General features: G+C 58.9%; 18 protein-coding genes. 10 read left to right on the plus strand and 8 right to left on the minus strand.

Translation table 11 applies throughout. The features are described 5' to 3' along the window. Positions 1-73: 73 nt before the first annotated feature. On the minus strand, positions 74-1,099 hold the full coding sequence (locus KGB18_RS00465; protein ID WP_201061069.1) for a LysM peptidoglycan-binding domain-containing protein: 1,026 nt from the start codon (positions 1,097-1,099) through the stop codon (positions 74-76). 169 nt (positions 1,100-1,268) lie between these two features. Between KGB18_RS00465 and def the strand changes: the two genes are divergently transcribed. The 5 genes from def (at position 1,269) to KGB18_RS00490 (ending at position 5,998) form a co-directional block, all read left to right on the plus strand. Continuing rightward, positions 1,269-1,775: a peptide deformylase gene (def, locus tag KGB18_RS00470; RefSeq protein ID WP_052963527.1), complete on the plus strand. Its 507-nt coding sequence runs from the start codon at positions 1,269-1,271 to the stop codon at positions 1,773-1,775. A 70-nt stretch (positions 1,776-1,845) separates the two neighbouring features. Further along, positions 1,846-2,805 (plus strand): methionyl-tRNA formyltransferase, encoded by a 960-nt coding sequence (gene fmt / locus KGB18_RS00475; protein WP_123720090.1) that lies wholly within the window; start codon positions 1,846-1,848, stop codon positions 2,803-2,805. Then, positions 2,802-4,112, plus strand: coding sequence for a 16S rRNA (cytosine(967)-C(5))-methyltransferase RsmB (gene rsmB / locus KGB18_RS00480; protein ID WP_223569236.1), 1,311 nt, complete (start codon positions 2,802-2,804; stop codon positions 4,110-4,112). Before fmt ends, rsmB begins: the two co-directional genes overlap by 4 nt. Positions 4,113-4,134: 22 nt before the next feature. Next, the gene (gene trkA, locus KGB18_RS00485; RefSeq protein ID WP_123720092.1) at positions 4,135-5,508 is read left to right on the plus strand and encodes a Trk system potassium transporter TrkA; all 1,374 of its coding nucleotides are present in this window, start codon (positions 4,135-4,137) and stop codon (positions 5,506-5,508) included. A 175-nt stretch (positions 5,509-5,683) separates the two neighbouring features. After that, positions 5,684-5,998: a tetratricopeptide repeat protein gene (locus tag KGB18_RS00490; RefSeq protein ID WP_008007911.1), complete on the plus strand. Its 315-nt coding sequence runs from the start codon at positions 5,684-5,686 to the stop codon at positions 5,996-5,998. Between the two features lie 106 nt (positions 5,999-6,104). Here KGB18_RS00490 and KGB18_RS00495 read toward each other — a convergent pair whose 3' ends face one another. Together KGB18_RS00495 and tag are read right to left on the minus strand one after the other, a co-directional pair. Next, the gene (locus KGB18_RS00495) at positions 6,105-6,992 is read right to left on the minus strand and encodes a lysophospholipid acyltransferase (protein ID WP_007902957.1); all 888 of its coding nucleotides are present in this window, start codon (positions 6,990-6,992) and stop codon (positions 6,105-6,107) included. Positions 6,993-7,032: 40 nt separating this feature from the next. Beyond that, positions 7,033-7,590: a DNA-3-methyladenine glycosylase I gene (gene tag / locus KGB18_RS00500; protein ID WP_007902964.1), complete on the minus strand. Its 558-nt coding sequence runs from the start codon at positions 7,588-7,590 to the stop codon at positions 7,033-7,035. 81 nt (positions 7,591-7,671) lie between these two features. Between tag and glyQ the strand changes: the two genes are divergently transcribed. The 4 genes from glyQ (at position 7,672) to KGB18_RS00520 (ending at position 12,082) form a co-directional block, all read left to right on the plus strand. After that, the gene (gene glyQ / locus KGB18_RS00505) at positions 7,672-8,625 is read left to right on the plus strand and encodes a glycine--tRNA ligase subunit alpha (RefSeq protein ID WP_003213601.1); all 954 of its coding nucleotides are present in this window, start codon (positions 7,672-7,674) and stop codon (positions 8,623-8,625) included. Then, positions 8,622-10,676 (plus strand): glycine--tRNA ligase subunit beta, encoded by a 2,055-nt coding sequence (glyS, locus tag KGB18_RS00510; RefSeq protein WP_123720093.1) that lies wholly within the window; start codon positions 8,622-8,624, stop codon positions 10,674-10,676. The genes glyQ and glyS overlap by 4 nt, the downstream gene beginning before the upstream one ends. Positions 10,677-10,681: 5 nt before the next feature. Further along, positions 10,682-11,221 carry a D-glycero-beta-D-manno-heptose 1,7-bisphosphate 7-phosphatase gene (gene gmhB, locus KGB18_RS00515; RefSeq protein WP_201121319.1) on the plus strand — a complete coding sequence of 180 codons (540 nt, stop codon included), beginning with the start codon at positions 10,682-10,684 and terminating at the stop codon, positions 11,219-11,221. An 81-nt stretch (positions 11,222-11,302) separates the two neighbouring features. Further along, positions 11,303-12,082: a lysophospholipid acyltransferase family protein gene (locus KGB18_RS00520; protein ID WP_123720095.1), complete on the plus strand. Its 780-nt coding sequence runs from the start codon at positions 11,303-11,305 to the stop codon at positions 12,080-12,082. A gap of 182 nt (positions 12,083-12,264) precedes the next feature. Here the strand turns inward: KGB18_RS00520 and KGB18_RS00525 are convergent, their stop codons facing one another. Continuing rightward, positions 12,265-14,577, minus strand: a complete 2,313-nt coding sequence (locus KGB18_RS00525) for a CHASE2 domain-containing protein (RefSeq protein ID WP_223569237.1) — start codon at positions 14,575-14,577, stop codon at positions 12,265-12,267. An 18-nt stretch (positions 14,578-14,595) separates the two neighbouring features. Next, a complete protein-coding gene (locus tag KGB18_RS00530) occupies positions 14,596-15,591 on the minus strand; it encodes a FecR domain-containing protein (RefSeq protein WP_201061082.1) in 996 nt (331 codons plus the stop codon). A 480-nt stretch (positions 15,592-16,071) separates the two neighbouring features. Between KGB18_RS00530 and KGB18_RS00535 the strand changes: the two genes are divergently transcribed. Beyond that, entirely contained in the window at positions 16,072-16,791 is a 720-nt protein-coding gene (locus KGB18_RS00535; RefSeq protein ID WP_223569238.1) for a response regulator transcription factor, read from the plus strand. Positions 16,792-16,863: 72 nt separating this feature from the next. Here the strand turns inward: KGB18_RS00535 and gyrB are convergent, their stop codons facing one another. From gyrB to dnaN, 3 genes are read right to left on the minus strand one after another with little or no spacing between them, the layout of a single operon-like run. Further along, complete coding sequence (gene gyrB / locus KGB18_RS00540) at positions 16,864-19,281, minus strand: DNA topoisomerase (ATP-hydrolyzing) subunit B (protein ID WP_123720099.1); 2,418 nt, start codon at positions 19,279-19,281, stop codon at positions 16,864-16,866. A gap of 5 nt (positions 19,282-19,286) precedes the next feature. Continuing rightward, positions 19,287-20,390, minus strand: a complete 1,104-nt coding sequence (gene recF, locus KGB18_RS00545) for a DNA replication/repair protein RecF (protein ID WP_008007898.1) — start codon at positions 20,388-20,390, stop codon at positions 19,287-19,289. A gap of 20 nt (positions 20,391-20,410) precedes the next feature. Beyond that, a complete protein-coding gene (gene dnaN, locus KGB18_RS00550) occupies positions 20,411-21,514 on the minus strand; it encodes a DNA polymerase III subunit beta (RefSeq protein ID WP_007903001.1) in 1,104 nt (367 codons plus the stop codon). Between the last annotated feature and the right edge of the window lie 39 nt (positions 21,515-21,553).

Genomic DNA, 21,553 nt, shown 5'->3' on the forward strand with positions numbered 1-21,553 from the left:
CCTTGATCGTTATAGAGTCCCATCGAATCGGGAATAAGCTGTGGATAACTCTGTTGGTAACTTGTGAGCAGGCTTAAGGATTTCGCACCTTGTCCATCACCGCCAAAGAGCGCGATGCGTTAAGGACAAGCCCGTAGCTGAGCTTGTCGTAAGTGCGGAAGACCATCAGCAAACCGGCCCGCTCGTCGGGAATTTTCAATGGCTGGCCGGTGATTCGGTCACGCACGGTTTCACCGGTTTTCATCACCGCCAGCACATTGCCTTCGGCCAGGCCATCGCGCTGCCCCTTGTTCAACGTGACGACATCCAGCGCGCCGATCTGGGTGACCCCACGCGGGACATCGATAATCAAGCCGTCGATTTCGGCAGTTGGCGCACTGGGCATGAAGGTCGAATTGATCGAGCGCTCTTCACCGCCGAACAGCCGGTCGCCGAGTCGTACTTCCTGAGTGGTGCGTTGCAGGGCCAGGGTGGCGACGTCGCCTTCAGTGGCAATGATCTCGCCGCCACCGATGTCGTCGGCGTTGATCCCCAGAAACTCCTTGCTCTGCGGATCGGTGTAGACCTTGCCCTGACGGAAGATGCCGTACACCGGTTGTGTCGGGTCGAAATGGCCACGCGCGAATATTCGATCACCGGTGCCGCTGAGCACCCGTTCGGCATCGCCGGCGACGATGTAGGGCGCCTTGTCGAAATCCTCTGCCTTGTCGACGATGCGATTGCTCAGCAGAAAGCTGTTGATCGATTTCAGCGGAATGCTCGGAATGGCATCGGCCACCGGCGAGCTGCGGATTCGTGGCGAAAGCTTGATAGTGCCCCGGGAAGCGCCCCGATTGAGGGTCAGGCGTGGCTGACCGTTGACGTAAACCAGCGACAGCGTATCGCCCGGATAGATGAGATTGGGGTTTTCGATTTGTGGATTGGCCTGCCAAAGCTGCGGCCATTCCCACGGTTCACGCAGGTATTTGGCGGAAATGTCCCAGAGTGTGTCCCCTGCCACCACGGTGTATTGCTGTGGAAAACCTTCCCTGAGTTGCACTTGCCCATGCGCAAAACCGGCCGAGGCCAGAAGGAGCAAGGCGAGTAGTGATTTCCTCATGCGGTGAATCCCTTTATTATGTACGTTCGCGTGAAACGCCAGAGCCCTCGTGGCTCGCTTCCTGCTCATTATTGAAAAGCCGGAAGCTACGTTCACAACGGTAGCCTGCATCCTCGGACTCGCCAGGCCATCGACCCGACTTTACCTCACACGTGCAGCAATTGAGCTTATGGCCATTTTAGACATCCTCGAATTCCCCGACTCGCGCCTGCGTACTATCGCCAAACCAGTGGCTGTAGTGGACGACGAAGTGCGTCAGTTGGTCGATGACATGTTTGAAACAATGTATGAAGCGCCAGGCATCGGCCTCGCCGCGACCCAGGTCAACGTGCATAAACGTATCGTCGTGATGGACCTCTCCGAAGACCGCAGCGAACCGCGGGTGTTCATCAACCCCGAGTTCGAAGTCCTGACCGACGAGGTGGACCAGTACCAGGAAGGCTGCCTCTCGGTGCCGGGTTTCTACGAAAACGTCGACCGCCCGCAAAAGGTCAAGATCAAGGCCCTGAACCGCGACGGCCAACCGTACGAACTGATTGCCGAAGGCCTGCTCGCGGTATGCATCCAGCATGAATGCGACCACCTCAACGGCAAATTGTTCGTTGATTACCTGTCTACGCTCAAACGCGACCGGATCAAGAAGAAACTGGAAAAGCTCCATCGCCAGAACGCTTGATGCCCTTCTTTCAAAGGCTTGCTGCGGCAAGCCTTTTTCTTTTCAAGACGCTTTGTAATTGAGAGCTTTCATGACTGAGCCACTGCGCATTGTCTTTGCCGGTACCCCGGAATTCGCCGCCGAACACCTCAAGGCCCTGCTCGACAGTCCTTACGAGATCGTTGCGGTCTACACCCAACCGGACCGTCCGGCGGGCCGTGGGCAGAAGCTGATGCCGAGCCCGGTCAAGCAGTTGGCGTTGGAAAACAACATCCAGGTGTTGCAACCGCCGACCCTGCGCAACGAAGACGCTCAGGCTGAACTCGCCGCACTGAAACCGGATTTGCTGGTGGTGGTCGCTTACGGGCTGATCCTGCCGCAAGTGGTGCTGGATATTCCGCGTCTGGGCTGCATCAACAGTCACGCTTCCTTGCTGCCACGCTGGCGCGGTGCAGCACCGATCCAGCGCGCCGTCGAAGCGGGCGACAGCGAAAGCGGCGTGACCGTAATGCGCATGGAACTGGGCCTCGACACCGGGCCGATGCTGCTCAAGGTCACCACGCCGATCAGCGCCGAAGACACCGGCGGCAGCCTCCATGATCGCCTCGCAGAAATGGGCCCACCGGCCGTGGTTCAGGCGATTGCCGGCCTGGCCGCAGGCACTCTGGAAGGCGAAGTGCAGGACGACAGCCTCGCCACCTACGCACACAAATTGAACAAGGACGAAGCGCGCATCGACTGGAGTCGCCCGGCGGTTGAACTGGAGCGTCTGGTTCGCGCCTTCAACCCATGGCCGATCACCCACAGCACGCTGAACGGTGAAGCGCTGAAAGTGCTGGCTGCGAGCCTGGCCCAAGGGCAGGGCGCGCCGGGTGAAATCCTCAGTGCCAGCAAGGACGGCTTGGTCGTCGCCTGCGGTGAACAGGCGCTGTGCCTGACCCGTCTGCAATTGCCCGGCGGCAAGGCGCTGAACTTCAGCGACTTGTTCAACAGCCGTCGTGAGAAATTCGCCGTCGGCACCGTTCTCGGTCAAGCGGCGGACGCTCAATGAATCCACGTCTGGCTGCCGCCAAGGCACTTGCTGCTGTTCTTAACGGAAAAGCCTCACTCAACAGTTCTCTGCCGACGCAAATGGACAAGGTCGAAGACCGTGATCGCGGCTTCACCCAGGACCTGGCGTTCGGCACGGCTCGCTGGCAGCCACGTTTGTCGGCGTTGGCGGCCAAGTTGCTGCAAAAGCCGTTCAAAGCAGCCGATGCCGATGTCGAGGCGCTGTTGTTGGTCGGCCTCTACCAACTGCTCTACACCCGGGTTCCGGCCCACGCGGCCATCGGCGAAACCGTCGGTTGCGCCGACAAACTGAAAAAGCCGTGGGCCAAAGCCCTGCTCAATGCCGTGCTGCGCCGCGCCCAACGTGAAAGCGAAGCGCTGCTGGCCGAGCTGGAGCACGACCCGGTGGTGCGCACCGCTCACCCGCGCTGGCTGCAAAAATCCCTCAAAGCCTTCTGGCCTGAGCAGTGGGAAGCCATTTGCGCAGCGAACAACGCGCATCCGCCGATGATTTTGCGGGTCAACCGCCGTCATCACTCCCGTGATGCTTATCTCCGGTTGCTGAGTGATGCCGGCATCGCTGCCAAGCCCTGCGTTTACAGTCAGGACGGCATCATCCTCGACGCAGCGGCCGACGTACGCAGCCTCCCGGGTTTCGCCGAAGGCTGGATCAGCGTGCAGGACGAAGCCGCGCAACTGGCCGCTGATCTGCTGGACCTCGCGCCAGGCCAACGGGTGCTGGACGCCTGCTGCGCACCGGGCGGCAAAACCTGCCACATCCTTGAGGCCGAGCCCAAACTGGCCGGCGTGGTGGCTGTGGATCTGGAAGCCAAACGTCTGGTGCGAGTACGGGAAAACCTTGCACGCCTGGGCCTGAGCGCCGAACTGATCGCCGCCGACGGCCGCGACACCGCGACCTGGTGGGACGGCAAACCGTTCCAGCGCATTTTGCTGGACGCGCCGTGCTCGGCCACCGGCGTGATTCGTCGTCACCCGGACATCAAACTGACCCGCCAACCCGATGACATCGCCGCGCTGGCGGTGCTTCAGGGCGAGCTGCTCGACGCCATGTGGATAACGCTGGAGGTGGGCGGCATTCTGCTTTACGCCACCTGCTCCACGCTGCCGACCGAAAACACCGAAGTCATCGAAGCGTTCCTCGCTCGCACGCCGGGTGCCCGTGAACTGGACCTCGCCACAGCGGCCGGCATCAAGCAGCCCCATGGCCGCCAATTGCTGGCCCAGGAAGGTGGCCATGACGGGTTCTACTACGCCAAGCTGATCAAGATTGCCGCCGCGCGCGGTTAACCGGTTTTAAAGGAGTGACTGGATGAAAATCATCATCCTCGGCGCAGGGCAGGTCGGCGGTTCGCTGGCAGAACACCTGGCCAGCGAAGCCAACGACATCACCGTGGTCGACACCGATGGCGAACGCCTGCGTGACCTCGGCGATCGGCTGGACATCCGTACCGTGCAGGGTCGCGGTTCGCTGCCGACCGTATTGCGTCAGGCCGGTGCCGACGACGCCGACATGTTGGTTGCAGTGACCAACAGTGACGAAACCAACATGGTGGCCTGTCAGGTCGCTCACACCTTGTTCCACACGCCAACCAAGATCGCCCGGGTCCGCGAAGCCGCGTACCTGACCCGCGCCGAACTGTTCGATAACGAAGCGATTCCGGTCGACGTGCTGATCAGTCCGGAGCAAGTCGTTACCAACTACATCAAGCGCCTGATCCAGCATCCGGGTGCGTTGCAGGTAATCGACTTCGCCGAAGGCAAAGCACAGCTGGTGGCAGTGAAAGCCTATTACGGCGGTCCGCTGGTGGGTCAGCAACTGCGGCAGCTGCGCGAACACATGCCGAATGTCGAAACCCGCGTTGCGGCGATTTTCCGTCGTGACCGGCCGATCCTGCCCCAGGGCGATACCGTGATCGAGGCCGACGACGAAGTGTTCTTCATCGCCGCCAAAGCGAATATTCGTGCGGTGATGAGCGAAATGCGCCGCCTCGATGAGAGCTACAAACGCATCGTCATCGCCGGCGGCGGGCAGATCGGCGAGCGCTTGGCCGAAGCCATCGAAAGCCGCTATCAGGTGAAGATCATCGAGATGAACCCGGCCCGCTGCCGCCATCTCTCGGACACCCTCGACAGCACCGTGGTGTTGCAGGGCAGTGCCTCCGACCGCGACTTGCTGATGGAAGAGAACATAGCCGACGCCGACATCTTCCTGGCGCTGACCAACGACGACGAAGCCAACATCATGTCATCGCTGCTCGCCAAGCGTCTGGGCGCGAAGAAGGTGATGACAATCATCAACAACCCGGCCTACGTCGACCTGATCCAGGGCGGCGACATCGACATCGCCATAAGCCCGCAATTGGCGACCATCGGTACCTTGCTGGCCCACGTGCGGCGCGGCGATATCGTCAGCGTGCACTCATTGCGTCGAGGTGCGGCGGAAGCCATTGAGGCCATCGCCCACGGTGATGCGAAGTCGAGCAAGGTGATCGGCAAGGCCATCGAAAACATCGGCCTGCCGCCGGGGACCACCATCGGCGCGATCATCCGCGACGAAGAAGTGATCATCGCCCACGACAACACAGTGATCGAAGCCGGCGACCATGTGATTCTGTTCCTTGTGGATAAAAAGCACATTCGGGATGTGGAAAAGCTGTTCCATGTGGGGTTGAGCTTCTTCTGATCCGGCATTTGCAGTGGCTGGACGGGCCTCTTCGCGGGCAAGCCCGCTCCCACAGTGTTTTGCAGTGAACACATATCTTGTGTACGACCGAGATTCCTGTGGGAGCGGGCTTGCCCGCGAAAGCAATCTCAAGAACAAACAGGCATCCCTGAAGAACCTCAATAAGGAATCCACCATGATCGAATCCCTGGAAAAAATGCTCGCCAAGGGTGTGGATAACTCGCTGCTGCGCTTCGGCCTGGGCAAGGGTTATCTGGATCTTGGTGAAAACGCCAAAGCCGCAGAGCATTTCCAGCGCTGCGTCGAGTTCGATCCGAAGTATTCGGCGGCCTGGAAGCTATTGGGCAAGGCCCATCTGGCGCTGGCGGATTACGCGGCGGCGCGTCAGGCCTGGGAACAGGGCCTGGAAGCCGCCCGCAACCATGGCGACAAGCAGGCCGAGAAGGAGATGACGGTGTTTCTGAAAAAGCTTGAGCGTCAGGCGCACTGATCAAGATCAAAAGATCGCAGGCTCCTACAAGGTAACCGCCAAGCCTTTGTAGGAGCTGGCGAAGCCAGCGATCTTTTGATTTTACCGGGGGTTATCCACAGCAGCATCAGTACCAGCGTTCTTCGCCCGGCGGACGCTTCTTGAAGCGCTTCATGCTCCACATGTACTGGCTCGGATAAGCCCGAACATAGCGCTCGACCACCTGGCTCATCGCCGCGCAGGAGGTTTCGGTATCGGTGCTGTACATGGCCTCTGGCGCTGCTTCGAGGATCACTTTGTAACCAGAACCGTCCGGCAACCGCAGGGCATGCAGGAACACACCGACCGCTTTGCCGCCGGCCAGCATGTTCGGGACGAATTTACTGGTCAGGGCTTGAGTGGCAAAGAACGGCACGAAGATCCCGGCGGATTCGGCCGGTTCCGGGTCTGCCGGAATACCCACTGCACCACCTTTGCGCACTTCCTTGATCACGCTGAGGATGCCTTCCTTGGTGGAAGCGGCCACCCGGTTACCCAATTGCACCCGCTGCTTGCGCAGCAAGTCATCCACCGCCTTGAGCTTGGGTGGACGGTAGAAAATGATCGGTTTGCACTGGTTGCAATAGAAGTGGTTCAACACTTCCCAGTTGCCCAAGTGGCTGGTGATGCCGACCACGCCTTTGCCGGAGGCGAGGGCGTCCTTGAGCACGTCGAGACCTTCGACTTCACGCACCAGATCAATGGAACGCTGAGCCGGCCAGATCCACGCGCAAGCGCTCTCGGTCAGGGACTTGCCAATGTCTTTCAGACTCTGGCCCACCAGACGCTCGCGTTCGGCCGGGTCCATCTGCGGAAAGCACTTGGCGAGGTTGATCCGTACCACGTCGCGGGAACGGTTGGGGGTTTTCCACATGATCCAGCCAATCGCCGAACCCACCGCCTGCACTGCCCGCCAAGGAAGCAGGGCAAACAGACGCAGAGCGCCTACCAGCAAGGCGCCTTTCAACTTATCCACAGGTCACTCCTGATCTTGTGCTGTGCGCGAGGCGGCTATTCTAACCGCCGTTCGCCAAGGTGGCGTAGCGATCGCAATCCCGAGTGTGGTCCATGACCATGCCCGAAGCCTGCATCAACGCGTAACAAATGGTCGGGCCGACGAACGTGAATCCAGCTTTTTTCAGACCTTTGCTCATCTCGACGGCGACCGGTGTCACGGCCGGCACTTCACTGCGATCCTTGAAATGATTGATCACAGGCGTTCCGCCGACGAACGACCAGAGAAACGCCACCGGGTCCTCCAGCGCCAGCCAGGCTTGGGCATTGCGCCGGGCCGCATTGAGTTTGAGGCGATTGCGGATGATCCCCGGATCGAGCATCAATTCATCGATTTCCGCATCGCTCATCTGTGCCACGCGCTGTACGTCGAAGCCAAACAACACCTCGCGATAACGCTCTCGTTTGCGCAACACGGTGATCCAGGAAAGCCCGGCCTGGAACCCTTCGAGCAAAAGCAACTCGAACAAACCCTGCGCATCGCGTAGCGGCGTGCCCCACTCCTGATCGTGATAAGCCATGTACAGCGGATCTTCGGTACACCAAAAGCAGCGTGGCATAAGGCTCCAGGGGGCGTGCGCAGGACCGAATCGGGTATACTCCCGCTCTTTAAATCGCAGCCCAAGAAACAGGTGAATTTCGTGAGCCAGCCTACGCCAGCCGTGCGTACCTTCCAAGACTTGATCCTCGCCCTCCAGCAATACTGGGCCGAGCAAGGTTGTGTGGTACTTCAGCCCTACGATATGGAAGTAGGCGCCGGCACTTTCCACACTGCCACGTTCCTGCGCGCCATTGGCCCGGAAACCTGGAACGCCGCTTATGTGCAGCCCAGTCGTCGCCCGACTGACGGCCGCTACGGCGAAAACCCGAACCGTCTGCAGCACTACTACCAGTTCCAGGTAGTCCTGAAGCCGAACCCGGACAACTTCCAGGAACTGTACCTGGGCTCCCTCAAGCACGTGGGCCTCGACCCGCTGGTGCACGACATCCGTTTCGTCGAAGACAACTGGGAGTCGCCAACGCTGGGCGCCTGGGGTCTGGGCTGGGAAGTCTGGCTCAACGGCATGGAAGTGACGCAGTTCACTTACTTCCAGCAAGCGGGCGGCATCGAGTGCTACCCGGTGACCGGCGAGATCACTTACGGTCTGGAGCGTCTGGCCATGTACCTGCAAGGCGTGGACTCGGTCTACGACCTGGTCTGGGCTGACGGTCCGTTCGGCAAGGTGACCTACGGCGACGTGTTCCACCAGAACGAAGTGGAGCAGTCGACCTACAACTTCGAACACGCCAACGTCGAGAAGCTGTTCGAGTTGTTCGACTTCTATGAAAGCGAAGCCAAGCGCCTGATCGAACTCGATCAGCCATTGCCGTTGCCGAGCTACGAAATGGTGTTGAAGGCGTCCCACACCTTCAACCTGCTGGATGCGCGCCGGGCGATCTCGGTGACCGCGCGTCAGCAATACATTCTGCGTGTACGCACCCTGGCGCGTTCCGTTGCGCAAGCCTATCTGCTGGCTCGCGCCAAGCTGGGCTTCCCGATGGCGACCCCGGACCTGCGTGATGAAGTACTGGCCAAGCTGGAGGCTGCACAATGAGTGCTCAAGATTTTCTGGTTGAATTGGGCACCGAAGAACTGCCACCCAAAGCCCTGAACACCCTGGCCGATGCGTTTCTGGCCGGTATCGACAAAGGCCTGCAAGCTGCCGGCCTGAACTACGAAACCAAAACCGTCTACGCTGCGCCACGTCGTCTGGCTGTGCTGATCACCGCGCTGGCGACCCAGCAGCCGGATCGCAGCATCAACCTCGACGGCCCGCCGCGTCAGGCCGCGTTCGATGCCGAAGGCAACCCGACTCAAGCAGCCCTGGGCTTCGCCAAGAAGTGCGGCGTCGACCTGAGCGAAATCGATCAGAGCGGTCCGAAACTGCGCTACAGCCAAAGCATCGCCGGCAAGCCGACCGCGAGCCTGATGCCGACTATCGTCGAAGATTCCCTGAACGACCTGCCTATTCCCAAGCGCATGCGCTGGGGTGCTCGCAAGGAAGAATTCGTTCGCCCGACTCAATGGTTGGTGATGCTGCTCGGTGACCACGTCATCGACTGCACCATCCTCGCGCAAAAGTCCGGCCGCGATTCCCGTGGTCATCGTTTCCACCATCCTGAAAGCGTGCGCATCACCTCGCCGGCCAACTACCTGAGCGATCTGCGTGCTGCCTATGTGCTGGCCGATGCCAACGAGCGTCGCGAGCTGATCAGCAAGCGCACCGAAGAACTGGCGACGCTGCAGGAAGGGACGGCCATCGTGCCGCCGAGCCTGCTCGATGAGGTGACCGCGCTGGTTGAATGGCCGGTGCCGCTGGTGTGCTCGTTCGAAGAACGCTTCCTCGACGTGCCGCAAGAAGCGCTGATCACCACCATGCAGGACAACCAGAAGTATTTCTGCCTGCTGGATGCCGACGGCAAGTTGCTGCCTCGTTTCATTACCGTGGCCAACATCGAAAGCAAGGATCCGCAGCAGATCATCGCCGGTAACGAGAAAGTGGTTCGCCCACGCCTGACCGACGCCGAGTTCTTCTTCAAGCAAGACAAGAAGCAAAAACTCGAAGACTTCAATCTGCGTCTGCAGAACGTGGTGTTCCAGGAAAAACTCGGCAGCGTCTACGACAAGGCCGAACGCGTTTCCAAACTTGCTGCGTTCATCGCTCAACGCATTGGCGGTAACGCCGCATGGGCTTCCCGTGCCGGCCTGCTGTCCAAGTGCGACCTGGCGACCGAAATGGTCGGCGAGTTCCCGGAGATGCAAGGTGTCGCCGGTTACTACTACGCCCTCAACGACGGCGAGCCGGAAGAAGTCGCACTGGCGCTGAACGAGCAGTACATGCCGCGCGGTGCCGGCGCTGAACTGCCGACCACGCTGACCGGTGCGGCTGTGGCCATCGCCGACAAGCTCGACACACTGGTGGGTATTTTCGGTATCGGCATGCTGCCAACCGGGAGCAAAGACCCGTATGCCCTGCGCCGTGCTGCGCTGGGTGTATTGCGCATCCTGATCGACAAGAAGCTCGACCTCGACCTGAACGACGCCGTGGCGTTTGCCGTGAATGCGTTCGGTACCAAGGTCAAGGCTGCCGGCCTGAATGACTCGGTGCTGGAATTCATCTTCGATCGTCTGCGTGCCCGTTATGAAGACGAAGGCGTTGATGTCGGGACTTACCTGTCGGTTCGTGCCCTGAAGCCGGGTTCGGCGCTGGACTTCGATCAGCGTGTACAAGCCGTAGAAGCGTTCCGCAAATTGCCGGAAGCTGCTGCCCTGGCCGCCGTGAACAAGCGTGTTTCGAACTTGCTGAGCAAGGTCGAAGGCTCTGTTCCTTCGGTCGTTGAAGCCAAGTACTTCGACAACGCCAACGAGTTCTCCCTGTATTCGGCGATCCAGCAGGCTGACCAGGCTGTTCAGCCAATGGCCGCTGCTCGTCAGTACAGCGAATCGTTGGCGCGTCTGGCCGCCTTGCGCGAGCCGGTGGATGCGTTCTTCGAAGCGGTGATGGTCAATGCCGAAGATGCCAAGGTGCGAGCCAACCGCTACGCACTGCTGGCGCGTCTGCGTGGTTTGTTCCTCGGCGTCGCCGACATTTCGCTGCTGGGCTAAGGGGTTTGCTGTTGAAACTGCTGATTCTCGATCGGGACGGAGTGATCAATTACGACTCCGATGCGTACATCAAGTCGGTGGAGGAGTGGATTCCGCTCCCCGGTTCGATCGAAGCGATCGCGCAGTTGAGCAAGGCCGGCTGGACGGTGGCGGTCGCTACCAACCAGTCGGGCATCGCTCGCGGTTATTACGACATCGCCACCCTGGATGCCATGCACGCTCGCTTGCGCGAGCTGGTGACGGAACAGGGCGGCGAAGTCGGGCTGATCGTCTATTGCCCGCATGGGCCAGACGATGGCTGCGATTGCCGCAAGCCAAGACCCGGGATGTTGAAAACCATCGCCGCGCATTACAACGTTTCGCTGACGAATCTATGGTTCGTCGGCGATACTCTCGGTGACCTGGAAGCCGCCAGAGCCGTCGACTCTCAGCCAGTTTTGGTAAAGACCGGGAAAGGCGAAAAGACGCAGGGCTTGACCCTACCGGCGGGCACCTTGATTTTTGACGATCTGGCGGCGATTGCCGCGGAACTTATCCACAACTAAGGCTCTTCTGACATCCTGGCCAAGGACTGATCGGGAGTGCGCTTGAATAGGCGGGCAATGCCCGCAACGGTAAATGTCGCCATGTCGATACTGCAGGCCATCAGAACTTTTCTCTTTTACCTGCTGCTGGGCACCAGCTCTTTGCTCTGGTGCACCCTGAGCTTTTTTATCGCGCCGTTTCTGCCATTCAAGGCGCGCTATCGCTTTATCAACGTGTACTGGTGCCGCTGCGCTTTATGGCTGAGCAAAGTCTTTCTGGGTATCCGTTACGAAGTGAAAGGTGCCGAGAACGTTCCTGACCAGCCCTGCGTGATTCAGTCGAACCACCAGAGCACTTGGGAGACATTCTTTCTCTCGGCCTACTTCGAGCCGCTGAGCCAGGTGCTCAAGCGCGAACTGCTCTACGTTCCGTTCTTCGGCTGGGCCATGGCGATGCTGCGGCCGATCGCCATCGACCGTGGCAACCCGAAAGCTGCGCTCAAGCATGTGGCGAAGAAGGGCGATGAACTGCTCAAGGACAATGTCTGGGTCCTGATCTTCCCTGAAGGGACTCGCGTTCCTTACGGCACCATCGGCAAGTTCTCCCGCGGTGGCACCGCGTTGGCCGTCAATGCGTCATTACCGGTACTGCCGATTGCGCACAATGCCGGCAAGTTCTGGCCAAAAACCGGTTGGGCAAAGAAGCAGGGCGTGATCACCGTCATCATTGGCGCGCCGATGTACGCCGAGGGTAGTGGGCCGCGAGCCATTGCCGATCTGAATGATCGGGTGCAGGCCTGGAACGAACAGATGCAGCGCGAGATGGGTTCGCTGCCAGCAACCCCGGCGGCACCCAACGCTACTGATCAAGTGACTGTCTGAGATTCTGTGGATAACCTGTGTACCGTTTTGTTGAAAAGCGTCGTTTTTAGTTTTTAAACCTATGATTTACATACATATTTCTTAAGCAAATAAAACGTCGAAAAAGGTGCATAAGTTTATTTCGGACTAAAAAAAACCGGCTGATATAGCCGGTTTTTTTATGCCCGTCGAAAGCGTCTGGCTCACTCACTCAATAGCGGTAACTGGACACTGAACGTCGTGCCTTGCCCCACCACGCTATGACAGGAAATCCTCCCGCCATGACGATCCACCACCGCCTTGACCATGGACAAACCCAGCCCCAGGCCATCGCTGCCGTGAGCCGAGGTAAAACGCCGATACTGACTGAACAACTCGGGAAGTTCATCGACAGCAATTCCTCGGCCTTGATCGGCGATTTCGCACAGCAGCCAGCCCTCGGCACAACTCACTCGCACTGAGATCCGCGACCCCGCCGGACTGTACTTGATGGCGTTTTCCAGCAGGTTGAACAGTGCCCGTGTCAGTAGCGATTGATCGGCCAGGACCAACACTTCAGCGTCTTCGTCGAGGTCATGCAGCAACTGAATGTTCTTCAGATGAGCGATGCTCGAGGCCTGGTCGAAGGTATCGAGTAACAACATCGCGAACATACTCGGCTGAAACTGATAGGCCTCGGACTCGGCTTTTGCCAACTGCACAAAAGCCTCGGTCAGTTTCAGCGCCTTGCGCACTTGTAACTCGATCTGGCTGAACACTTGAGTGTCGCCGGACACCTGATGCCGCTGAACGTCGAGCAAGGCCAGAATCGCAGAGTGGGGAGCTCTGAGGTCATGAGACAAAAAGCGCAGCAACACGGCTCGCTGTTCTTCGGCGTCCCGCTCGACGCTCAAGTCGGTGAGGCTCAGTAGCCAGCCAATCACGGAGTCGCCCTCGGCTGGTAACAGCGGTGCCAGGTCCAGACGCAGGCTGCGTGCCTGGGTGTCACGAAACTCCAGCGGCTCCAGAGTCGACAACGCAGATGGCATTCCATTGGACGGCACCGGGTAACCCAGATCGTTCAGTTGCTCGAGCATGTCCTCGCCCACCAGGCCACGACAAAACACCTCTCGAGCCTTGCGGTTGGCCAGTAGAATGCGCCCTTGCGGATCGCTGATCAGCGTCGCCACCGGCAGGTATTCAAGCCCATCGGCAATGAAACGTCGGGTGTCGCGGGTCCGGCTCATGGCCTGCTCCAGCGCGACGATTTGCCCTTGCAGCACATCACCGGCCGGGGCTTGGGTACGACGACGTTCGGGAAAAACTTTTGGCTCGCTGTCCAGGCGCGCCAGTTCCCAGCCGAAATAGGCGAGCACCGCGTTCAGCCTTCGCCAATTCCAGATCAGGTAGCCCAGCAACATACCCAGCAGGCTCGCGGCCGGTGACCACCACCAGCCAAGCCGCATCAGTACACCCGAACCCAGTAGAGCGGCCGTCATTGCGCCCAGAGTCAGCCATAGGGCGCGGCGCGGACGTACCAACAGCAGGCCCAGCAACTCACCGACAATCATCACCGATAACAATGCCGCCAAGCGCCGATCGAGAACCACGATGTTGCGCTGTTGCAGCAGCCCGTTGAGGATATTCGCCTGGATCTCGATGCCCGGTGTGGTGCCGATGCTGGCCGATTGCGGTGTCACGTAGCGGTCGCCCAGGCCAGGAGCGGTCGAGCCGATCAGGATCAAGCGATCGCGCAGCAACTCGGGCGGGACTTCGCCGCGCAATACGCTGACGTAGGGCACAGTGGGAAAGCCCGCGTCGGAATGGATGAAAGGAATCCGTATTTCGTGGGCTCGCTGCCAACCTTGCGCCGATGGCAGGGCCGGGGTACCTGGCATCGATGCATTTCCCTTGTCGGCAAGGGTTTCTTCGTACAGCAGCCAAGCCAGTTGCGGGCGTGTTTTTTGCGACGGTCCTTCGCTTAAATACACGCTGCGCACGATCCCATCAGCGTCCGCTTCGGCATTGATGTGCCCGACGCCTGTGGCACAATGGTTCAGCGGATCCACCGGTTCAATTTCCCCCAAGGGCTGCCCATAACGCGCGACGCCTTCGCGCAGCAGCGGCACGAAAACATTCCCGGCTCGACAGGCCGCCTGGGCCAAAAGCTGATCGTTCTCGTGTTGGCTATCGGGCTCGCTGAAGATAACGTCGAACAGAACGCCTTTAACCTTCGCGACGCTGAGCCGATCAAGCAGTTGCGCGTGCATGGCCCGCGACCACGGCCATTGGCCAAGCTGCTGCAAGCTGTAGTCATCGATCGTGACGATGAGTATTCGCGGGTCCACTGGCAGAGGGCTCAGCCGGCGCAGGTTGTCATACAGCAGATTGCTCAGGGCCAGACCCTGAGTCATGGACAGCATCGCAGTCAGCGGCAACAGGATCAGACAGACCCACAGCCACTCGCGGACCATCCGCTGAATCAACCGCTGAGCCTGGGTCGGCTCGCGTTCATCCTTCCTTGGCCGTCTCTTCATCGGTCGTCGGCCAGGGCGCTATTGGACACGGGTAGTCCTGGGGTAATAGAGAATGTCATACACCCCGGTCTCTCCCTCTAACCCCTGAGCATCATAGGCCGACAGGCGAACATGGTAGAAAAACGCTTTCAGCCCGCTGAATTTGACCTCTGGCGTGCTGGAAAACTGCTCTTGCTTGATGTCCAGAAAGGCTGCGTCGGTGGCCACTTGCGCCCGATAACGCGTGGCCCCTTCGATGGGTTTCATGATCAATTGCCAGACAGGCACATTACCCGTCTGACCGGCTTGCCCCAACAAACGTGGGGCAGGTAACAAGTCGATTGGCGTCAACGTGCCTTGTTTCTGAATACGCAAACCTTGGCGGGCCATAACCTGGACCTCGTCAGCTTCAGAGCTCTGAGTCCGTTTGGCAGCCGAGCGGGCAGGGCGGGTGCCCGACGTTTGCTCGTCACGATCGACCGCCACTTGCCCGTTCAACACTTCCAGCAGCGCCTCGCCACCGTCATCGTTGCGCACCCGAAAGTGCGTGCCCCGTACGCCCAGTACACCGACCGGCGTGACGATCTGAAAACGATCATGGTCGCTGGCACGTTTGATCACATACGACTCAACCTGCCCCTGCTCAAGAATGACCTGAGGGATCGAATGTTCTTCATTGAGGTGCAGGGTGATATGGGAACTGGAGGGCAACACCACCCGCGAGCCATCACCCAGGGACAGGCTGACAAACGCCGAGGGCGAGGTTTTGACGCCTTCCTTTTCGTCGATCGACATGCCTTCCTGCAATGGCGTCTGCTTGCCTTTGGCGTCCAGCTTCCAGGCTTCGCCGGTCAGATGCTCGACAGTCGCCGGCAGCGGTTGACCACGGCATTGTTGGTTTTCATCGATATACGGCAGACGTTTTGCCGAGGCGCCAGCTGCTAATGCACTTTGGGTGAGCAATCCCATCAGGCCGGCAACCAGTAAAAAACAGACACCCGAACGGCGTGGAAGCAATAAGGTCATGGGGTTCATGGACTGCTTTTTATGCTCTTGTAGAAATCATGCCGGGAAATGCACGCGCTTGACGCACGATACCTGACCGGACGCTCTGGCAGATAGCCATAGGAGCAAAGGATATTGAGAAGACACATCCCTGTGTCAAAACCGAGCAGGCACTCCATGTGTTTTCCCCTGAACTGCAGACTGTCGAAAACCGGCAATCGACAGTCCTGCCAGGTTGGCGTTGACGCTCCCTGCGTCGGAGCACATCCCAATGCCCCTGTGCCGCTCAGCGACGACGAATTTACCGGCATAAGTGACCTTGCGAGCCGATTCTCAATATTTGTTCAGAATTGGTCGAAGACTAAAACATGCCATCGGCGAAGTGCCATCAGCGTAGCCATACTTGGGAACATCGCAGCAATTCGCCACAATTGTTCAGATTCGATCAATCAGCCTAAACTCCCGCAGGAATTTTCACTTTGCACTTACGAGATGAAGGAAACACTCGGCATGCGTGTCGCAATACTGGATGACGAACCCGCCGAACTCCGCCGGGTGGAACAGACACTGCGACAGATCCCCGTCACGGGAGAGCAGGCGTGGACGCTGCATTGCTTCGAGCGGGGAGAGGACTTACTACGGCAACTCCGGCGGGAGACCTTCGATCTGCTGATCCTCGATTGGCAGCTACCCGATATCAGCGGCCTGGCGTTGTTGCGCTGGACCCGTGAACACATGGACATGCCACCAGCCGCCATCATGCTCACCAGTCGCGATACCGAAAGCGATATCGTCCAGGCGTTGAATGCCGGGGCCGACGATTACGTGAGCAAACCGTTTCGTCCCAACGAGCTGATGGCCCGGGTCAGCGCGGTGCTTCGTCGGCATGGGCTGCAACGCGCGGCAACCACCGAAATACTGACCTTCAATGACCTCGAATTCGACGACGCCGAACTCACCGTCACCCGCGCCTCAACCCCCATCAGCCTGACCGAACGGGAATACCGTCTCGCCCGTTGCCTGTTCGCCAATCTGGGCCGACCTTTGTCCCGTGAATACTTGTATGAGCGCTTTTGGACCCATGAAGAAGTAGTCTCCTCCCGCCCGCTGGACACTCATATTTATCGCCTGCGCAACAAGCTGGGCCTGACGGCCGATCGCGGTTGGCAACTGCTGACGATTTACGGGTATGGGTATCGGCTTGAGAGCGTGGCCACTGCTAGCGAATGACGACGTTTCGACGATCAATAAAAAAGGCCAACGCTAAGCGTTGGCCTTTTTCGTTCTAGCGATCCTGCCGGATCAGAAGTCCAGGTTGGAAACCGCCAAGGCGTTGCTTTCGATGAAGTCACGGCGAGGTTCGACCGCATCACCCATCAGGGTGTTGAAGATCTGGTCTGCGCCAATGGCGTCTTCGATGGTCACTTTGAGCATCCGGCGCTGGCTTGGGTCCATGGTGGTTTCCCACAGCTGATCCGGGTTCATTTCGCCCAGACCTTTGTATCGCTGGATGGTGTGACGCTTGGTGCTTTCAGCCATCAGCCATTCAAGTGCTTCCTTGAATTCAGTGACCGGCTTCTTGCGCTCGCCGCGCTGGATGTACGCGCCCTCGTCCAGCAAGGTGCTCAATTGAGCGCCCAACGACACAACAGTCTTGTAATCGTTACTGCCGAAGAAATCGCGGTTGAAGGTGATGTAGTTCGACAGGCCGTGGGAGATCAGCTCGACCTCTGGCAGCCAGACGTTACGTTCACGGTCTTCACGCAGGCTGGCTTTGTAAACCAGGCCGGATTTCTCGACGGTGCGCAGGCGAACTTCGAACTGAGCCATCCAGTCCTGCATCGCTGCGTGATCCGACAGTTGCTCCATGCTCACCGCTGGCAGGTAGATGAAGTGCTCGGTCAGCTCCTGTGGGTACAGGCGCGACAGGCGCTTGAGGGTCTTCATCACCAGACGGAAATCATTCACCAGACGCTCGAGGGCTTCGCCGGAGATACCCGGGGCTTCCTCGTTCAGGTGCAGGCTCGCATCTTCCAGGGCCGACTGCGTCATGTACTCTTCCATGGCGTCGTCGTCTTTGATGTATTGCTCTTGCTTGCCTTTCTTGACCTTGTACAGCGGCGGCTGAGCGATGTAGATGTAACCGCGCTCAATCAACTCCGGCAACTGACGGAAGAAGAAGGTCAGCAACAGGGTACGGATGTGCGAACCGTCGACGTCAGCATCGGTCATGATGATGATGTTGTGATAACGCAGCTTGTCGATGTTGTACTCGTCGCGGCCAATGCCGCAGCCCAGCGCGGTGATCAAGGTGCCCACTTCTTGCGAAGAGATCATCTTGTCGAAGCGTGCCTTCTCGACGTTCAGGATCTTGCCCTTGAGCGGCAGGATGGCCTGGGTGCGACGGTTGCGTCCCTGCTTGGCGGAGCCGCCAGCAGAGTCACCTTCCACGAGGTACAGTTCGGAGAGGGCAGGGTCTTTTTCCTGGCAGTCAGCCAGTTTGCCCGGCAGGCCGGCGATGTCCAGCGCGCCTTTACGGCGGGTCATCTCACGAGCCTTACGTGCCGCTTCACGCGCACGCGCCGCGTCGATCATCTTGCCGACGACCAGTTTGGCTTCGTTCGGGTTCTCTAGCAGGAAGTCAGAGAAGTACTTGCCCATTTCCTGTTCAACCGCGGTCTTCACTTCGGAAGACACCAGCTTGTCTTTGGTCTGGGAGCTGAACTTCGGATCCGGCACCTTCACCGAAATAATTGCTGTCAGGCCTTCGCGGGCATCGTCACCGGTGGTGGCAACTTTGTGCTTCTTCGCCAGACCTTCAGCTTCGATGTAGGTGTTCAGGTTACGCGTCAATGCGGAACGGAAACCCACCAGGTGAGTACCGCCATCGCGCTGAGGAATGTTGTTGGTGAAGCACAACAGGTTCTCGTTGAAGCTGTCGTTCCACTGCAGGGCGATTTCGACGCCAATGCCGTCTTCACGCTGGATGTTGAAGTGGAACACCTGGTTGACCGGAGTCTTGTTGGTGTTCAGGTATTCAACGAACGCACGTAGACCACCTTCGTACTTGAACAGCTCTTCCTTGCCGCTGCGCTCGTCCTTGAGGACGATGCCGACACCGGAGTTGAGGAAGGACAGTTCGCGAATCCGCTTGGCCAGGATGTCCCAGCTGAAGTGGATGTTCTTGAAGGTTTCAGCAGATGGCTTGAAATGAATCTGTGTGCCAGTGGTTTCGCTCTCGCCAACGATCTTCATCGGCTCTTGCGGAACACCGTGGACGTAAGTTTGTTCCCAGATCTTGCCGCTGCGGCGAACGGTCAGGACCAGTTCCTTGGACAGTGCGTTCACAACCGAAACACCCACACCGTGCAGACCGCCGGATACTTTGTAGGAGTTGTCGTCGAACTTACCGCCGGCGTGCAGCACGGTCATGATGACCTCGGCCGCCGAGACGCCTTCTTCTTTGTGTACGTCTACCGGGATGCCACGACCGTTGTCGCGAACGGTGATGGATTCGTCTGGGTGGATGATAATGCTGATGTCGTCGCAATGGCCGGCCAAAGCTTCGTCGATCGAGTTATCGACCACCTCGAACACCATGTGGTGCAGACCACTGCCATCGTCAGTGTCACCAATGTACATACCGGGACGTTTGCGTACGGCATCCAGGCCTTTCAGCACTTTAATGCTCGTTGAGTCGTACGTATTTTCTTCGCTCAATGCCTTCACTCCCGATGGTCGTGGGTCTGGGTGATACGGCCCTGTTCCACGTGGAACAGGGCGACTGGCGTTTCCGTCTGCCAGCCTTCCCTCAATAATTCGTGATCTACACAGGTGATAAAGACCTGGCAGCGTAAGTCTTCCAGCAAGCGGCAAAGCGCGCGACGGTGGTGCTCGTCCAGTTCGGACGGCAGGTCATCCACCAGATAAATACACTGGCCGCGACGGGCCTGGCTAACCAAGTGCCCTTGGGCGATCCGCAATGCACAGACCACCAACTTCTGCTGGCCACGAGACAAGATGTCCGCGGCATTATGTGCACCCAATCTAAGACGCAAATCAGCTCGTTGTGGTCCGGCTTGGGTATGACCCATTTGCTGATCCCGCTGAAGGGACCCGGCGAGCACTGCACTCAACTCACGGTCTTTGTCCCAACCTCGGTAATAGCTGAGCGTTAAGCCCTCAAGCTCAACCAGTTCGCTCAAGGTCTGTTCAAAGACTGGTTTCAAGGCTTTGATGTAAGCACGGCGGTATTCATCTATTTCAGCGCTGGCCTGGCACAGTTCCCTGTCCCAAACCGCTTGCGAAACGGCGTCAAGTGTACCATGTCGCAGCCAAGAGTTTCTCTGGCGCAAGGCCTTCTGCAAGCGCTGCCACGTGGACATGAATCGGGGTTCCACGTGGAACACACCCCAGTCGAGAAACTGCCGGCGAATCTTCGGCGCACCTTCCAGCAGGCGGAAGCTATCCGGGTTGATCAACTGCAACGGCAGGATCTCTGCAAGCTGCGCAGCACTTCGGGCGTTCTGCCCGTCAATGCGGATCTGGAACTCACCTTGGCGGTCGCGAGATATCCCCAGCGCGCTGTGTCCACCCTCGGCCAATTCGACCTGGCCAAACACCGTACATGCCAATTGCTCGTATTGAATGACGGGTAACAGACGGCTGCTACGAAACGAACGGGCAAGCCCCAGCAGATGAATGGCTTCCAGAACACTGGTTTTGCCGCTGCCGTTGGCGCCGTAAAGAATGTTTATTCGGGGGGAGGGGGAGAAGGTCACCGGGTGCAGATTGCGCACCGCGGTGACCGAGACGCGACTTAAGGACATCTAGGTTCTGCTGAGCATGATTACAGACGCATCGGCATGACAACGTAGGCCGAGTCGTCGTTGTCGGACTCTTGCACCAGCGCACTGCTATTGGAGTCGGACAGGATCAAGCGAACCTGCTCGGTGGTCATCACGCCCAGTACGTCAAGCAGATAGCTAACGTTGAAGCCGATTTCCAGAGAGCCGCCGTTGTACTCAACGCCCACTTCTTCTTCCGCTTCTTCCTGCTCCGGGTTGTTCGCCTGAATCTTCAGCTGACCATTGGCCAGTTGCAGACGGATGCCACGGTATTTCTCGTTGGACAGAATCGCGGTACGGCTGAACGCTTCACGCAACGCCTGGCGATCGCCGAGTACCAGCTTGTCGCCGCCTTTAGGCAGAACACGCTCGTAGTCAGGGAATTTACCGTCGACCAGTTTCGAGGTGAAAGTGAACTCGCCGGTGGTGGCACGAATGTGGTGCTGGCCCAGCACGATGCTGACGTTGCCGTCCGGTTCGGTCAGCAGACGCGCCAGTTCCAGAATACCTTTGCGCGGCACGATCACCTGATGACGATCCGGCTGACCGATATCGGCCTGCATCGAACACATGGCCAGACGGTGACCGTCAGTTGCCACGGCGCGGATGATCCCGGCCGAGACTTCCAGCAGCATGCCGTTGAGGTAGTAACGTACGTCCTGCTGCGCCATGGCGAAGCTGGTGCGTTCAATCAGACGACGCAGTTTGCTTTGCTCAAGGCTGCAGGTCAGCGAGCCTGGGCCTTCTTCCACCGTCGGGAAGTCATTGGCTGGCAGGGTCGACAGGGTGAAGCGGCTACGGCCGGCCTTCACCACGAGCTTCTGCTCATCGACCTTGATGTCGATCAGCGCATCGTTCGGCAAGCTCTTGCAGATGTCCATCAGCTTGCGCGCAGGCACAGTGATGGAACCCGGGTCCGCAGGCTCTTCGAGTTGCACACGACCGACCAGCTCGACTTCCAGGTCGGTACCGGTCAGCGACAATTGCTGGCCTTCGACAACCAGCAGCACGTTGGAGAGCACCGGCAAGGTCTGTCGGCGCTCGACGACGCCTGCGACCAGTTGCAGGGGTTTCAACAGGGCTTCGCGTTGAATGGTGAAATGCATGGTCTAGTCCCTTGCCTTAATAAGCTGCGCTGGTGTTCA

The sequence above is a fragment of the Pseudomonas sp. BF-R-26 genome (assembly GCF_019947395.1).
Classification (GTDB): domain Bacteria; phylum Pseudomonadota; class Gammaproteobacteria; order Pseudomonadales; family Pseudomonadaceae; genus Aquipseudomonas; species Aquipseudomonas farris.